Source organism: Pseudoalteromonas tetraodonis (assembly GCF_002310835.1).
In the GTDB taxonomy this organism is placed as follows: Bacteria; Pseudomonadota; Gammaproteobacteria; order Enterobacterales; family Alteromonadaceae; genus Pseudoalteromonas; species Pseudoalteromonas tetraodonis.
This window is the reverse complement of sequence record NZ_CP011041.1, coordinates 732,121-748,807: the sequence shown is the minus strand read 5'-3', so window position 1 is coordinate 748,807 and position 16,687 is coordinate 732,121. Positions and strand designations below refer to the sequence as shown.

General features: G+C 40.3%; 15 protein-coding genes. 4 read left to right on the top strand and 11 right to left on the bottom strand.

The window, feature by feature from the left end; translation table 11 throughout:
- Positions 1-82 precede the first annotated feature (82 nt).
- The gene (locus tag PTET_RS03485) at positions 83-1,393 is read left to right on the top strand and encodes a M20 metallopeptidase family protein (protein WP_096038202.1); all 1,311 of its coding nucleotides are present in this window, start codon (positions 83-85) and stop codon (positions 1,391-1,393) included.
- A gap of 28 nt (positions 1,394-1,421) precedes the next feature.
- Here PTET_RS03485 and PTET_RS03480 read toward each other — a convergent pair whose 3' ends face one another.
- From PTET_RS03480 to pomA, 4 genes are all read right to left on the bottom strand, one after another.
- A complete protein-coding gene (locus tag PTET_RS03480) occupies positions 1,422-3,362 on the bottom strand; it encodes a DNA topoisomerase III (RefSeq protein ID WP_058154259.1) in 1,941 nt (646 codons plus the stop codon).
- A gap of 75 nt (positions 3,363-3,437) precedes the next feature.
- A complete protein-coding gene (locus PTET_RS03475; RefSeq protein ID WP_013464238.1) occupies positions 3,438-3,923 on the bottom strand; it encodes a hypothetical protein in 486 nt (161 codons plus the stop codon).
- Between the two features lie 147 nt (positions 3,924-4,070).
- Entirely contained in the window at positions 4,071-4,991 is a 921-nt protein-coding gene (locus PTET_RS03470) for a flagellar motor protein MotB (RefSeq protein ID WP_028834921.1), read from the bottom strand.
- A gap of 2 nt (positions 4,992-4,993) precedes the next feature.
- Positions 4,994-5,761 (bottom strand): flagellar motor protein PomA, encoded by a 768-nt coding sequence (gene pomA, locus PTET_RS03465; protein WP_016900636.1) that lies wholly within the window; start codon positions 5,759-5,761, stop codon positions 4,994-4,996.
- A gap of 303 nt (positions 5,762-6,064) precedes the next feature.
- On the opposite strand from pomA, the gene xseB reads away from it, so the two are divergent.
- The 3 genes from xseB to dxs all read left to right on the top strand — a co-directional run bounded on the left by xseB (position 6,065) and on the right by dxs (position 9,175).
- Entirely contained in the window at positions 6,065-6,307 is a 243-nt protein-coding gene (gene xseB / locus PTET_RS03460) for an exodeoxyribonuclease VII small subunit (RefSeq protein WP_008110204.1), read from the top strand.
- A gap of 2 nt (positions 6,308-6,309) precedes the next feature.
- A complete protein-coding gene (gene ispA, locus PTET_RS03455) occupies positions 6,310-7,197 on the top strand; it encodes a (2E,6E)-farnesyl diphosphate synthase (protein ID WP_013464235.1) in 888 nt (295 codons plus the stop codon).
- A gap of 115 nt (positions 7,198-7,312) precedes the next feature.
- Positions 7,313-9,175, top strand: a complete 1,863-nt coding sequence (gene dxs / locus PTET_RS03450) for a 1-deoxy-D-xylulose-5-phosphate synthase (protein ID WP_096038201.1) — start codon at positions 7,313-7,315, stop codon at positions 9,173-9,175.
- A 62-nt stretch (positions 9,176-9,237) separates the two neighbouring features.
- Here the strand turns inward: dxs and PTET_RS03445 are convergent, their stop codons facing one another.
- From PTET_RS03445 to PTET_RS03415, 7 genes are all read right to left on the bottom strand, one after another.
- Positions 9,238-12,324, bottom strand: coding sequence for a ligand-binding sensor domain-containing diguanylate cyclase (locus PTET_RS03445; RefSeq protein ID WP_024600857.1), 3,087 nt, complete (start codon positions 12,322-12,324; stop codon positions 9,238-9,240).
- 31 nt (positions 12,325-12,355) lie between these two features.
- Positions 12,356-12,841, bottom strand: a complete 486-nt coding sequence (locus tag PTET_RS03440) for a phosphatidylglycerophosphatase A family protein (protein ID WP_008110211.1) — start codon at positions 12,839-12,841, stop codon at positions 12,356-12,358.
- Positions 12,838-13,812, bottom strand: a complete 975-nt coding sequence (gene thiL, locus PTET_RS03435; protein ID WP_008110214.1) for a thiamine-phosphate kinase — start codon at positions 13,810-13,812, stop codon at positions 12,838-12,840. Before thiL ends, PTET_RS03440 begins: the two co-directional genes overlap by 4 nt.
- 84 nt (positions 13,813-13,896) lie before the next feature.
- Positions 13,897-14,310, bottom strand: a complete 414-nt coding sequence (gene nusB / locus PTET_RS03430; protein WP_008110215.1) for a transcription antitermination factor NusB — start codon at positions 14,308-14,310, stop codon at positions 13,897-13,899.
- Positions 14,311-14,325: 15 nt separating this feature from the next.
- On the bottom strand, positions 14,326-14,790 hold the full coding sequence (gene ribH / locus PTET_RS03425) for a 6,7-dimethyl-8-ribityllumazine synthase (protein WP_008110216.1): 465 nt from the start codon (positions 14,788-14,790) through the stop codon (positions 14,326-14,328).
- Between the two features lie 93 nt (positions 14,791-14,883).
- Positions 14,884-15,996, bottom strand: a complete 1,113-nt coding sequence (gene ribBA / locus PTET_RS03420; protein WP_013464232.1) for a bifunctional 3,4-dihydroxy-2-butanone-4-phosphate synthase/GTP cyclohydrolase II — start codon at positions 15,994-15,996, stop codon at positions 14,884-14,886.
- A 28-nt stretch (positions 15,997-16,024) separates the two neighbouring features.
- The gene (locus PTET_RS03415; protein WP_008110218.1) at positions 16,025-16,678 is read right to left on the bottom strand and encodes a riboflavin synthase; all 654 of its coding nucleotides are present in this window, start codon (positions 16,676-16,678) and stop codon (positions 16,025-16,027) included.
- Positions 16,679-16,687 lie beyond the last annotated feature (9 nt).

The window sequence follows — 16,687 nt, the reverse complement described above, 5'->3', positions numbered from 1 at the left end:
GGTTTTTATATGGTGATGAAGATAATAATTACAAGTCATCTGTTTAAATCATTTAAATACAATAGAAGGTAGTGAGGGAAATATGAAATTAGCGTATGTAAGTGCATTGTGTTTATTAGTCAGCCCATTATTGAATGCGCAAGTACTTAAGTTGGATCTTGATACCAGCATGCCGGCAATAGAAAAACTTTACTTAGACCTACATCAATCACCTGAATTATCATATAAGGAAAAGCAAACAGGTAAAAAAATCGCTGAACGACTTCAGAAATTAGGGTTTGACGTAACCGATAATGTAGGTGGCTATGGTGTAGTCGGAATTTACAAAAATGGTCAAGGCCCTACCGTCATGATCAGAACTGATACTGATGGCCTGCCTATAACAGAGCAAACAGGCAAAACTTACGCATCAACTATTACCACAATTAATGATCAAGGTAGTGAAGTTGGCGTTATGCATGGCTGTGGTCATGATATTCATATGAGCTCTTTTATTGGTACTGCTGAGCAATTAATTACGCATAAAAATAAGTGGCAAGGTACTTTAATGATGGTTGCTCAACCCGCTGAAGAAGTAGGCGGTGGTGCAAAAGCAATGCTCAAGGAAGGATTATTTAACAAATACGCTAAACCAGATCATATTATTGCTTTGCATGTAAGCGCTAGCGTTGCTGCGGGTAAAGTGGCAATGAAAAATGAATACACTATGGCCAGTGTTGATTCTGTTGATATTAGTATAAAAGGCAAAGGTGGCCATGGTGCTTACCCGCATACAACTATCGACCCTGTGATCATCGCAGCTCGAACGATACTTGCACTACAAACAATTACTAGTCGTGAGCTTTCTCCACTTGAGCCTTCAGTGATAACGGTGGGTTCCATTCATGGTGGCTCTAAACACAATGTTATTTCTGATGAAGTTAAGTTACAACTTACGCTACGCAGCTACAATCCAGATATACGTAACGCACAAATAGCGGCAATTAAACGTATTACTGCAGGTATAGCACAAAGTGCAGGCCTTGAGGAATCTCTCTACCCTGTAGTGAAAGTTCATGAAGATGAATCAATTCCATCAACTTACAATAACCCAGTACAAACTAACCTTGTTCGAAACGCTATAAAAAGTGCGATAGGTGATGCAAACGTGCTCGAAACAGAAGCGGTAATGGCCGGTGAAGACTTTGGATTATACGGGCGCACCGACGAAAATATTCCTATCACCTTATTTTGGCTAGGTGGCGTTAACCAACAGCAGTACGCCAAGGCAATAAAAAATAACGAAACACTGCCCTCGTTACATTCAAGTAAATTTGCGCCTGATTATAAAGTAGCACTGCCTACAGGAATAAAGGCAATGAGTAACGCCGCTGTGGCACTATTCAATCAGTAACCTTCAACGCTATATGTAAGCCCTGCGATTAATTTACCGCAGGGCTTTTTTTATAACTCGACTTTTTATACGGCGCTTTTTTTGTACGTTTAGCAAAGCGCTTTTTAGGTGACGTTTTAGGTAACAGTGCAAATGCCTGACTATTGCAGTTCGCCGCTTGGCTTACAAAATTAGTTAAATCGGCTAATAAAGGTTGTATAAACTGCTGATAACTCATTGCTTGCTGTGCAATATCACCTAAACTCGACTCCCATTTTGCAGTTAAGTCGGGGCTTGATAATCCCTCTGGTAATACACTAATTAATGCCAGACCTGTTTCAGTTGCTTTAATTGCTTTTCCCTCACGTTTTAAAAAGCGACGTTTAAATAACAGCTCAATAATGCCTGCACGCGTTGCTTCTGTACCGAGGCCATCTGTTTCTTTTAATATTTTTTTGATTTGCAGGTCTTTTACATAACGGCTAATTCCCGTCATAGCAGCAAGTAAGGTTGCATCGGTAAAATGAGCCGGAGGAGATGTATGCTTTTGCACCACTTCACCTTTAGTACAAGTAAGTGCCATGCCTTTTTCTAAATAAGGTAATGTAGCTTCTTCTTTAAGTTCCGACTTACCCATGAGCAATTTAAAACCTAAGCTTACATCTTGCTTTGCACTTGCTTTAAATAAACCACCGGCTATGGTTACCTCTACTTTGCTTTCGTTGTAAATGTAGTCGGGATAAAACTGAATTAAATAGTGTCGACTTATTAACTGATAAATTTTTGCTTCATCATTGGCTAAACTCACACTTTTTAACTGTTTAGCTGTCGGCACAATGGCGTGATGAGCGGCCACTTTTGCATCATTAAAACATTTACTACGTTGTTTTGCATTTGCCTCATTTACCAGCTCTACTGACTGCCCACCATTTACGGCTATCGCTTTTAAAATAGCAGGTGCATCTTGGTGATGCTCTCTCGGTAAGTAACGGTTATCTGAGCGTGGGTAGGTAATTAATTTATGACGTTCATATAAAACTTGGCAAATATCGAGTACTTTTTGTGCTGGCATCCCAAAAGCTTTAGCAGCATCTATTTGTAAAGCAGATAAGTTATAAGGAAGAGGCGCGGTTTGTTTTTTTTGCTTTTGCTCAAGCGCTGTTACATTTGCGGGCTGATTAGCAATGCGTGAAGTCACATTTTCGGCTAAGGCTTTATTAAGTACTCTGCCCTCTTCATCTTGATATGGTTCGCACGCTTTACTCGGTATCCACTTAGCAGTAAATGATTGCTGCTCAGGTGTAACAAGATGAGCAAGTACTTCATAAAATGGTTTGGATACAAAATTTGCGATTTCATTATCACGATTTACAACTAAACCTAAAATAGGTGTTTGTACTCGCCCAACCGACAACACATTACCAAAGCCCGCTTTTTGCCCAGCTAGCGTATAAGCTCGCGTTAAATTCATACCAAACAACCAATCAGCACGAGACCGCGCTAAAGCAGATACACTTAAAGGGATAAAATCACGGTTAGCCCGCATAGAGTTGAGTGATTTTTTTACCGCAGTTAAGTTTAAATCACTAATCAATAAGCGTTGAATACTTTGCTTTTTAGTTTGACTAATTTTTGCTTGCTCGATTACTTCATCAACCAGTAGCTGACCCTCACGATCAGGATCGCCAGCATGTACGAGTGTTGTTGCCTGCTTAATTAATTTTTTTAAAATGGTAAGCTGCTTACGGGTTTTTGTTTTAGCTTTTAATTGCCAGTGTTCAGGCACAATAGGTAAATGCTCAAATTGCCATTTTTTAAAACGTTCGTCATAGTCATCAGGTTCTGCTTGCTCGAGCAAATGGCCTATGCACCAAGACACACAATCACCATTCGCCACTTCAATATAACCATCGTGTTTTTTATGAGGTTTTGGAAGCGCATCTGCAATAGCGCGTCCTAATGAAGGTTTTTCAGCAATATAAAGTTTCATAACCACACCCTAACACTGTTCATATAAACAGTAGTTTAGCATATCAGTTTAAAACTGGGGATATTTTTATAGTTTCTAACTTAAAGCTTTATTTCGCTTATTAACAAAAAGATATAAAAGAGGCAGGTAGCAGACAACAACAGTGGCAATATTTATTAAAGGCATAAATGTTTGATACATCACAGTGCTATAAGATAAATCCCAAAGGTGTCGGTCAACTAAGCGAAATAATTGAAGAATGGGTGCACCAATAACAATAAGCTGCCCAAGTACACATTGCCACAAATGCACTTTATCTTTAAGACCCCAATAAGCAATAAGTGCCATCCAAGTAATATCTGTTAATGCCCATACAAGGTAACGGTATATATAAATACCATCATCAAACGCCATTAAACTTGAGTAGGTCACAGTGCCAAATAAGAAAAAAGCGGCAGTAATAACAACGAACCTAAGAGCTAAATAATCTTTGAGGATAAAGAATATAAAAATAGCCGGACTCAAAATAAGAACCCAGCTTTTGCTTAATATACTTACAAAATACAAAAACCATTCAGGCAAACTAAATAACCTTACTTAACTTTTGTATCTTCATCAGTTCCATCGCCGTTACCAGGCATACTACAATACTTAGTCAACATATTCGCCCCATTACATTTGTTAAGAATGTTGCATTCTATGCTAAAAAAGGTACATAGCCAAGTCATTCTATCTTACATCAATTGGCGCTGACTCTTTTGCCTTGCCTTGTAAAATTGATATTTCTACACGGCGGTTACGTCTTCGATCTTCGCGGGAATCGTTCGGCACTAAGGGCCTAGTTTCTGCACGCCCTACCACCATCATTCTGGTTTTATCAAAACCTGGAACTTTTTGTAATTCACTCGCTACCGCAACTGCGCGTTTAGATGATAAATCCCAGTTATTAATGTAAAGCTCGTTGGAAACCTGAAAATCATCCGTATGACCAGACACCGTAATTTCACCGGGTACATCTTTAAGTAATCGGCCAATATCTTGAATGATAGGTTTAAATTGTGGTTGTAAAAATGCACTCCCCGATGGAAACGAGCCATTTTCTCTAATACGAATTATGATTTGCTGCCCTAAAGATTCAAGCTCAATAGCCCCATCAATAATTTGCTTTTCAAGCTGTTGCGCAATTTTTTTAACTAAGTCATTTATTTGCTCTTGATCAGCAGCAGACACTGCCGTAGCTGCAGCAACTTCCTCTGAGGTACTACTTGATTCACCACCTCGCTTTTCACCACGTTGCTCTTGACGTCCACCTGCGGAGCTTTCATCTCCCGCCTGAAACTCAAGCATTTGTTGGGTCATTTCAACCGTTTGTTGCTGAATGGTTTCTATAGGAGTTGGCTCAGGTTTACCCGGCGTAAACTCCATAGCAATAACAGATGTCCCTTTTGGAATGTCTTTTACTTCTATTTTATTTTGTACACCAAAAGCAAACTTCATTGAGCCTGCAATTTGTTTAAATTTAAGTACATCCATTTCAGAAAATGCGAGTAAAAGTACGAAAAAGCACATTAATAATGACATTAAATCGGCAAACGTTCCCATCCACGCAGGAAGTCCTGGAGGTGGGCATTTGCACTCTTCATCTGACATAATTATTCCTCAGTATTGACTGCGCGTTTTGATTCAGCTAGATAATTTTTCAAGATCCCTTCAATTACTTTAGGATTTTGCCCGTCTTGAATACCTAATACTGCATCTAAAATTAAGCGCTGATTCATGGCCTCTTCGTCTTTACGCAGTTCAAGTTTTACCTGAATAGGAATGGCTACAACGTTTGCTAAAAATGCACCGTATAATGTGGTTAACAACGCAACCGCCATTGCCGGTCCGATAGCTTTGGGGTCATCCATGTTCGAAAGCATAGCCACTAAGCCTATCAACGTACCGATCATCCCCATTGCAGGTGCAATATCACCTAATGATTTAAATAAGGTTGCCCCCATTTCATGGCGAGTGGTGGTTAACGAAATATCTTTTTGTAATGTTGCACGTACCACATCAGCATCATGTCCATCTACTAGCATATCAACGCCTTTGCGCATAAAAGGATTTGGGATTTCGGCTTCTTCTAAGGCTAAAAACCCGCCTTTTCGAGCAGAGTCAGCTAATTCTACCGCTTTTTCGATTAATGCTTCAGGAGGCTCAATTTTAAACATAAACGCTTTTGCACATACTTTACCAATGCCAAGAAATTGCGACATGGTAAAATTAGATAAAACGATAAAAAGGGAACCACCAAATACAATAACCACAGAAGGGGTATTGTAAAACATAGCGACTTCACCGCTACTACTCATAAACATGGACATGACAATTAAGCCAATTGCGCCAAGGATCCCAATAATGGTTGCTAAATCCACATTCCCTCCAAAGGTTTTATATTTTTTCTTCGCAAGCGTTGTTATTAATTGTTTATCGGCAAGATACTGAAATACTTAAGTGATTTTTATGATAAACGGTAAAATTAAGATTAGTTATATTTTAGATCAACATAGGTAATCAATCTAATTAATCAAAATTAATAATTTTAAAAAATAACGTTGAAACGCAATAAAACCCAATCAACAGCATTTATCTATCAAAAAACAATATCATTCTTTGACCTAGTTTAGCATTCCCCCTAAAATTGGCGTCTAAATTTATTATGTAAGTTGAAAATAAAGATGGCGACTAAAAAACCTGAAAATTTAAGTTTCGAACAAGCACTAGAAGAGTTAACAACAATTGTCAGTGAAATGGAACAAGGTGATTTATCGCTTGAACAGTCTTTAAAGCAATTTGAGCGCGGTATTGCACTTGCGAGCGCATCTTCAGGCAAACTTCAACAAGCTGAGCAAAAGGTGTCGATATTAATGGGTAATGACGAAAAAGCACCGCTTACTCAGTTTGATAACGATATGGAATAATCGTGAGCATAAAAGAACAAATAAAACTCGCTCAAGATGATGTAGCTAATACGCTCAACCTTTATTTTGAACAACCTCTTGAAAGCGACAATACTATAAAAGAAGCCACACATTACAGTGTAATGAATGGTGGTAAAAGACTGCGCCCGTTTTTAGTGTACACCACAGGTAAAATACTCGGTGCTGACAAGCGTGATTTAGATGTACTTGCCGCAGCCATTGAATGTATTCATAGTTATTCATTAGTGCATGACGACTTACCTGCTATGGATGATGATGATTTACGCCGTGGTCGCCCTACATGTCATATTGTATACGGTGAAGCACAAGCGATTTTAGCTGGAGATGCACTGCAAACTTTAGCATTTGAACTTATTGCTAAGCACACATTTAAATGTTCGACTGAAGCACAATTAAAAATGATCGCAGCACTAGCGCATGCATCGGGATTACAAGGTATGGTTGCCGGACAAGGCCGCGATATTGCAGCAACCGATAAGGTTATTACTGTTGATGAGTTAGAACGCATTCATAAACTTAAAACCGGTGCGCTAATAAATTGTGCGATCACTCTTGGCGCACTGTGCGCTCCTAATACAAGCCAACAAACTTTAGATAACTTATCAACTTTTGGATACGCTATAGGGCTTGCATTTCAAGTTCATGACGATATTTTAGATGTTGAGGGCGATACGCTTACTTTAGGCAAGCCACAAGGGTCAGATATTGCAGCGAATAAAGCGACATACCCCGCTTTATTAGGTATGCTAGGCGCTAAGCAAAAAGCACAAAATTTAATACAACAAGCCCATGAGGCATTAGCTAACATTGACGCAGACACAACAGATTTAGCGGCATTGGCTAACTATTTAATTGAACGTGACCATTAAATACAGCTAAAACGTATTAACTCTTAGTATAAAATTATTACTGAATATTAAGTCGCCTTTTAAACCTCGTTTGTTTTGAGGAGGGTTAATATTAGCGAAGGATATATAAAAAACCATGACACTTGATAGCAGCAAGTATCCATTACTTGATTTGGTGAACGAACCAGCCCACTTGCGAGACTTAGCACAAGATAAGCTTCCTGCATTTAGCCATGAATTGCGTGACTATTTACTCAATTCGGTATCGCAAAGTAGCGGCCATTTAGCGTCTGGTTTAGGAACCGTAGAACTTACCGTTGCACTACATTATGTATACAACACACCCGATGACCGCTTGGTCTGGGATGTGGGTCATCAAGCTTATCCGCATAAAATACTGACTGGCCGTCGTGATCAAATGCATACCATTCGCCAAAAAGACGGATTGCATCCTTTCCCTTTTAGAGATGAAAGTGAATACGACACCTTTAGTGTTGGCCATTCAAGTACGTCAATTTCTGCGGCGTTAGGTATGTCTATTGCTGCACAAAAAGAAGGCAAAGGGCGTAAAACAGTCGCGGTAATAGGCGATGGCGCAATTACTGCTGGTATGGCCTTTGAAGCAATGAACCACCTTGGCGATGTTAAATCAGACATGCTGATCATTTTGAACGATAACGAAATGTCGATATCTGAAAATGTCGGTGCCTTAACCAATCATTTTGCGCGTATTTTATCAGGTAGCTTTTATACCAACATCCGCGAAGGCAGTAAAAAGCTGCTCTCTGGTGTACCGCCGGTAAAAGAGCTTGCCAGCCGTATGGAAGAACACATTAAAGGGATGATGATCCCGGGTACTTTTTTTGAAGAATTAGGTCTAAATTACATTGGCCCAATTGATGGACATGATGTGAATATGTTGGTTGATACGCTGCGCAATATGCGTAATTTAAAAGGCCCACAGCTTTTACATATAAAAACCCAGAAAGGCAAAGGTTACAAGCCTGCCGAAGCCGATCCGATTGGTTATCATGGCGTACCAAAATTTGATCCTGCAACATCAAGCTTACCAAAATCTAAGCCAGGTGCGGCGACTTTCTCAAATGTGTTTGGTGATTGGCTTTGTGACATGGCCGAGCAAGACAGTAAGCTCATGGCAATCACGCCAGCTATGCGTGAAGGTTCAGGCATGGTACGTTTTTCTAAAGAGTATCCAGAACAATACTTTGACGTAGCAATAGCAGAACAACACGCTGTTACTCTTGCTGCAGGTTTTGCTTGTGAGGGCTTAAAGCCCGTTGTGGCTATCTATTCTAGCTTTTTACAACGCGCGTACGATCAACTAATTCACGACGTTGCACTGCAAAACCTACCGGTATTATTTGCTATAGACCGCGCCGGTATTGTTGGAGCCGATGGTGAAACCCATCAAGGCGCCTACGACTTAAGCTTTATGCGCTGTATACCTAATATGGTCATTATGGCCCCAAGTGATACTAACGAATGCCGTCATATGCTTTATACAGGCTATCAAGCTAATTGTCCTGTTGCTGTTCGTTACCCGCGTGGTAGTGCAGGCTCAGCAGACATTCAAAGCACTATGCAACAACTTGAAATGGGTAAAGCGAATGTAATTAAAAAAGGTACTAAAGTGGCTATATTGTCATTTGGTACCTTGCTTGAAAACGCACAACTTGCCACTGATGAGCTCAATGCCACTCTAGTAAACATGCGATTTATTAAGCCACTTGATACGGCATTAATTAATGAGCTGATTAATGATCACGATATTATTGTAACCCTTGAAGATAACGCGATTGCGGGCGGTGCAGGCTCTGCAGTTAATGAATATTTAACGAGCATTAAAGCCGATGTAAAAGTGCTTAACTTAGGTATTCCTGATGAATTCATTAAACATGGCACACAACAGCAAATGCACGATGAAATGGGGTTAGGTGAACGCGGTATTTTAACTTCAATTAAATCATTTATGAGCTAACACTTATCGTGTTTAATAAAAAAGGAGCCATTGGCTCCTTTTTTATTGCTCATCTATAACCTCTAGCGCATCCATACCTTAATATCGGCTAGACCATTGCTTTGTAACAAACCAATTTGCTGTTCAACATTGGGGTTTTGCTCAAACTCAAATGCATCTAATTGCTCGTCAAAGGTAATATTAGCGACGCCATCGCCGCCGCGTTTTTTAACTTGATGTAATGCTATGTCAGCTAGATTAATTGATGTTTCCCAGCTAATAACTTGCCCACCTAAGAGAGGTAACGGATAGAACGACCACCCGACTGACGCTGTTATATTGGTTGTTTCACCGTTAGGAAGCTGAAACGAATAATCTGCAATTGCTTGGCATAATTCAGATACATAGCTGTCGATTAAATTACATTTAAAATCGCGCAATAACAGTAAGAACTCATCACCACTCCAACGGGCAACATAATCAGAACCTTGAGTACGCGAGTTAAGTAATGCCGCTACTTGTTGTAAACAGCTATCTCCAGCAATAGGACCATAGGCATCGTTAATGCGGCTAAAGTTATCTAAATTAATAATTAACAACACCAACGATTTACCTTGAGCCTGCAATGACTGCGAGTTACGCTGAAAATGCTCAATATCTTTTGGTAGTTGATCAAACAAAAAACGGCGACTTCTCAGCCCTGTTAGCTCATCAGAGTGACTAACAAGTTTAAGCTGAGAGTTTACTTGGTTTAATTTATCGTTTGCTTGGCGAAGCTCAAGGGTTCGCTCAGTAATAAGCCCCTCAAGAACCTGCTGCTTACGTCGCTCTTGAACTTTAAATACCCAAAACACCAAATAAAAGAGCAACACAAAACCACTGGTGATCAGTAATCTAAAATATATAGTTTCACCAAATCGTTCAGGCACCACAAAAGCGTATTCGGCCGATTGCGCTTTGCCCCAATCTTCACCTTGACGTTTTGTCTCTAATTCAAATAAAAACATACCTGCTGGTAAGTTAGTGTAAATTGCTTCTCGGCGGGTATTTGCATAGCGCCAATCATTATCAAGTCCATTGAGTTTATACCTAAACTCTATACTTGCAGGTGCATAATAATCGATAGCGGTATAGGTAAGCGTTACATCACGCTCGTCAGTTTTAAGTACTGGCTTTTTACCTAACGCAGCCGCAGCAAGTTTTCGTGATGGCGTGGTTAAAGTTTCTATAGTTGGTTTAAGTGAACGCAGCCCAAATAATTCTACGTCTTTAGGAATTTCTACAACGCCTTGCAAGCTGGGATACCAAATTGAATTATCCATATCAACCACCGCATCATGGCCTAAACCATTACAGCATTGACTTGCTTTACCATCGAGCTGTCGATCAAATGAAGAGATCACTTCCTCCACTTTTAGGCTTTCAATGTTGGCTTTGAATTGCTCAACTGGCATGCGATAAACCCCTTTCATGGTGCTTACCCAAATGCGTTTTGTAGTATCATCGTACTCAAGACTAAATATAGAACCATATGGCAGCCCATTGGCGGCATCTAATTGCTGCCACTGCCCTTGTCCACTGCGATAAAACAAACCATCGTTAAGCGAGCCAATTAAAATCCCCACGCCTTTAATGTGTAAAATGCTAGTAACGTACGCACTTTCCAAAGTGGTTTGGTCGCCTATTTTTTCTATCCCGCGTTCAGTAAAGTAATACGCCCCTTTACTGGTACCAATCACCCCAAAATTTGGTTTATCTAAAACATAGGTTACAAACTTACTGCCTAAAAAAGCATTGTACGCAAAAGGGTTTAACCCGTTGTAATTTAAACGATATAAGCCTCGCCCAGTGCCCACCCAAAAGCCGCCTTTAGTCGACGTACTAATAGCAAATACAGGATTATCACTTAGCGCACGGGCAGGGAAACTATATAAGGTATTCGACTCGTAGAAAAACAAACCTCTACCAGTGGCAACATAAAGACGATTGCCGTCAAACTGTAAGTCATGTACTGAGGCATTACCATACTTGGCACTGTTGATGACATTGATAAACGTTTTATCGGCATCGAAATAGCCTACGCCGCTTTTGTTGGCAATCCATAACTTACCATCTGGTGATTTACTAATGGCCATAACCGCTTCGGTCATTTTAGAAATGGCTGAATGGCGCTCTATTCGCCCTTCGTGAGCAAGCCAAAGTCCCTCACTAAAACTCGCTAACCATATATTATTTTCATCATCTCTAAATATATCGGCAAACCAAATACTTTGATCTAATTGACTGGGCTCAACCCATTGCCAATCATCCGACTTCCCTCTGAACAATAAGCGCCCATAAGTCGATACCCACAAGCCACCATTGCCATCACTCATAAACTTATAAACGGCTGAGTTGTTAGCGTTAGGCAGCGGAAATGGGCGTAGCTCATCATCTAAATCTAAAAAGTAAGCGCCTAGCTCAGAAGCAAGATATAAATTGCCATTTAAAAAGGATAAGTCGTGAACAATTGTTTGTGCTAAACGATCAGGCAAGGCCACTTTAGCGGTAAGCTCTAAGCGCAATTTAGAAAAATCAGACGCGCTTTGCGTCAAGCGCAATAAATTACGATCGTTAACCAGCCAAATTCCCTCTGGTGAGAGCGCCATTTTACTGACTGACCCTACTATTTGGGTGATCGCAGTGGCATTTACGATAGGGCTCGGATTGTTTAGCTGGTCGCGCAGCTCTATCTGGCCTCTGTCTATGTAATAAAGCCCATTAGCTGCTATCCAAATACTGCCTTTAGAGTCTTCAAGAATATCTCTAACAGGGCCTTTAATATTAAACTCTTGTGCGGTTAGCTTTTCTGGGTCTATAACAACGAGGCCGTTTTTCGTGCCTATCCATAATAGTCCTTGGCCATCAATCAGTAATTTATTGATGCCATTGCTGGGTAAAAACAGACTATTTTGAGTGTTGTAATTAGTAAAAGTGTTACCATCAAATCGGCTTAATCCGAATTGCGTACCAAGCCACATGTAGCCTTGGTTATCTTGCACCACACTTTTGAGGGATTGTGAGGGAAGTCCGTCTTTAATGTTCCATTGTTTAACTACGTAATCAGTAATTGAAGCCGTACTTGGCATGGCACACATCAAGAGTACACAAACCAATAAAAATCGCATCATAGTGCTGCCACCTAGTTAAACAAATAATAAATTAAAAGGGTAGTAAACCTACTTTTATCAATGCTTGCAAACAAATAAGCGAAAAAATACCTGCAAGTACATCATCGGCCATAATACCAAACCCACCATGAGCACGTTTATCAAGTATACGAATCGGCCCTGGCTTTGCTATATCAAAAAAGCGAAATAGTAAAAAGCCCACTAATAATGTTTGCCAATTCAGTGCTGCACCAATCATCGTTATATAGTAACCAGCGACTTCATCCCAAACAATAGCTGGATGATCATGAACTTGAAGGTCATCAGCTGTTTTTCCACATGCCCAAATACCAAATATACTGATCACCACCGCAAATACAATTTGTAACCATAACGGAAAATGCATGGTAATAAAAATAAATGGTAACGCCGCTAAAGTACCAAATGTACCAGGGGCTTTAGGCGCAAGCCCTGTACCAAAACCCAAACCAAAAAATTGATGTGGGCGTTTTAAATTAAATAATCGGTTTTTATTCAAACCTGCTCCTTGGAAAAGTGCTCAAAGCCTTTGTGCTCAAAAACAAACTTTTCACCTTGGTGTAATAATTCTATATTCCCGTCACCACTTTTGATTTGGCCGATACAGGTTGCTTCTACACCGTATTGGCGCAACTTAATATCGAGCATACTCTTATTACTGTCTGGGACAGTGTAAAGTAGTTCATAGTCATCGCCATAGTTGAGTATAAAAGGAAGCTGTTGCTCAAAATCAAGACTCGCTTGCATCGCATCAGAAGTAGGTACATTTTCAATATTGATTGTTGCACTGACCTGTGACAAATCCAAAATGTGACCTAAATCAGCAAGTAAACCGTCTGAAATATCAATAGCTGATGACGCTAAGCCACGCAAAGCTTGTCCGGCGGCCACGCGTGGCGTTGGAAAGTTTAAACATTTATTAATATGCTTTAAATGTTCAGGTGCAACTGGCAAACCTTGTTTTTTTGACTCAATTGCCAAACCAGCATCACCTAGCGGTCCGGTTACAAAAATCCAGTCGCCCACTTTTGCGCCACTTCGACGCAGTGCTTTACCTTCAGGAACCGTGCCTTTTGCACAAATAGTAATACTGAGTGGGCCTTGAGTCGTATCGCCACCAATAATTTGTACATTAAAGTACTCAGCAATTTCATGCATGCCGTCAGTCAGCTCTGCAATCCATTGTGGATCGATACTTGGCAACGTGAGTGCAACCGATACCCATGTAGGCTCTGCACCCATGGCAGCTAAATCACTTAAATTTACTGCCAGAGCTCGATGCCCTAATGCGCGAGGAGAGATATCATGAAAAAAATGCACCCCAGCAACTAAGGTATCTGTTGTTACAGCAAGCTGACAGTTTGCTGGTACTGTGACAAGCGCACAGTCGTCTCCAATCCCTAAATTAACATCGCGACGAGTGATACCGCGACCTTTAAAGTAGTGATTAATTAATTCAAATTCCTTCATACACAAAAAAGCCGACCTATGCCGGCTCTCCTTTTTAACGGTTATTTATAACAACTCACTGAAATTAATATGCAGCTTAAGTTGTTATGACTTGCGTAACTGTTTTACAGCTTTATCAAGTACACCGTTTACAAATTTATGGCTATCTTCAGCGCCAAACATTTTCGCTAATTCAATGCTTTCATTGATAGCCACTTTGTAAGGAACATCTTCACGAAATTTAAGCTCGTAGCTGCTTAAACGTAAGATTGCACGTTCAACTTCGTCTAATTCATCAAATGGACGAGTTAAATGAGGCGATACAGCTTCGTCTAGTTGCTTATGATTTACGGCAACTCCACGCGCTAAATCTTTAAAATATTCAACATCAATTTTAGTCACATCGTTTTCGATCAACATTTGTTGTTCGATATCGGCAATTGCATTGCCGCTTAATTGCCATGAATACACGGCTTGAAGTGCTAAGATACGTGCTTTACGTCTTGCTGCTGGTTTCACAAAAATTCCTTAAACTTAAATTTTATCTAACACATTAACCATTTCAAGCGCACCTAAAGCAGCTTCGCCGCCTTTGTTACCCATTTTGGTACCTGCGCGCTCAATTGCTTGCTCAATGCTTTCAGTGGTTAATACGCCAAATGCAACCGGGATATCATACTCAAGCGATACTTGTGCAAGCCCTTTATTTGACTCGCCAGCGACGAGATCAAAGTGAGGCGTGCCCCCTCTGATCACTACACCTAAGGCGATAATTGCATCATATTCTTTTTTTGCTGCAACGCGTTTCGCTGCTAAAGGTAATTCAACCGCACCGGGTACGTAAATCACGGTAATATCGTCTTCTGATACTCCACCAGTACGTTTTAGCTCATCAACAGCACCTGCAAGCAAGCTACTACCAATAAAGTCATTAAAACGAGAAATGACAATGGCAAACTTTTTGCCTGGAGCGTATTTATTACCTTCAATAATTTTCATTTGATAACCCTAAAAATAAGTTTAAGCGATTTCGGTTGCGCAAAAATTGATGCGCATTATACCACATAAATAAAATAATAACCTAGCGCGTAATTATTGTGGCTCTACGTAGTCAACCACTTCTAAATGGAACCCTGATAATGCATGGTATTTTTTAGGTAAACTCATCAAACGCATTTTTTGAATACCTAAATCAGCCAGAATTTGCGAACCCACACCTACGGTGCGCGAAGTACCTTGAAATTTACGTGGCGTCACATTTTCACCCGCATCAGCTGCGGCAAACGCTTTTACTGTGGCTTCTAACTCTTCAGTGCTTTCTTGCTTACCTAAAATAACTAAGGCGCCATTATGCTCAGCAATATAAGCCATTGCTTGCGATAAACCCCAACTACGGTCAGCATTGCGATCAGAGAGTAAAATATCGTTAAAGGTACTTTGTAAATGCACACGTACTAAGGTCGGTTCTTGTTGTTTTATTTCACCTTTAAGCAATGCATAGTGTAACTGCCCATCAATAGTGTCTTTGTAAGTCACTAAGTCAAACTCACCATGTTCAGTTGGCAATTTACATTTTGCAACTTGCTCAATTGTGGTTTCGTTTAGGTTACGGTACTCGATTAAATCAGCAATGGTGCCAATTTTAATATCATGTTGCTTAGCAAATACTTCTAAATCAGGACGACGCGCCATGGTGCCATCTTCATTTAGGATTTCTACAATCACTGATGATGGCTCAAGCCCTGCTAAACGCGCTAAGTCACACCCTGCTTCTGTATGCCCTGCACGTGTTAACACGCCGCCTGGTTGCGCCATAATAGGAAAAATATGACCTGGTTGTACAATATCGCTTGGCACAGCGCCTTTCGCGATGGCAGCTTGAACAGTGCGGGCACGATCCGCTGCAGAAATACCTGTGGTAACCCCTTTTGATGCTTCAATCGACATAGTGAAATTAGTTGAGAATGCGGCACCATTATTTTTTACCATTAATGGTAAATCAAGCTGCGAGCAACGCTCTTGAGTCATCGTTAAACAAATTAGTCCACGGCCATGAGTCGCCATAAAGTTAATGGCTTCTGCACTAATGTGTTCAGCAGCAATAATTAAATCGCCTTCATTTTCTCTGTCTTCATCATCCATTAAAATAACCATTTTACCGGCTTTAATGTCATCAATTATTTCTTGTGCGCTGTTTAAATTCATAAGTTGCTCGTATAAGTTGTCAATGTCGTTATTTTATAAAGCCCGCTTTAGCGAGTAAGCTCATCGAAATATCTGAACCCGTAGGCTGCTCAGCCCCTCTGACTAGGCGCTCTAAATAACGTGCTATTTGGTCGACCTCTAAATTCACTTTGGTACCGACTTGAAAATCAGCTATGGTCGTTTGCCCGCTGGTGTGGGGCACAATCGTCAGTTTAAATTTATTACCTTCAACTGCATTAACCGTCAGGCTAATACCATCAATACAAACCGACCCTTTGTAAGGAATGTATTTCATTAAATTTTCATCGGTGGCTAACCAATATTCTGTTGCTCGCGCATTGGCATTAATTGCTGTGATAGTGGCAATGCCATCTACATGGCCAGACACTAAATGACCACCGAGGCGCGAAACAGGTTGCATCGCCTTTTCTAGATTAACGGTTTGCCCTAATGCGTAATGTGCAAACCCTGTTAAGCTAATCGTTTCATTTGATAAGTCTGCACTAAAGCCATCAATATGCTTATCAACAACCGTCAGGCATACACCATTGGTTGCAATACTGTCACCTAACTTAACATCACTCATATCAAGGTTTTTACTTTGGATACGAATAGCTAAATCACCTTGTTTTTTTTGTAATAACGCAATTTTACCTGTCGCTTCAACTATTCCAGTAAACATAGTGCTACT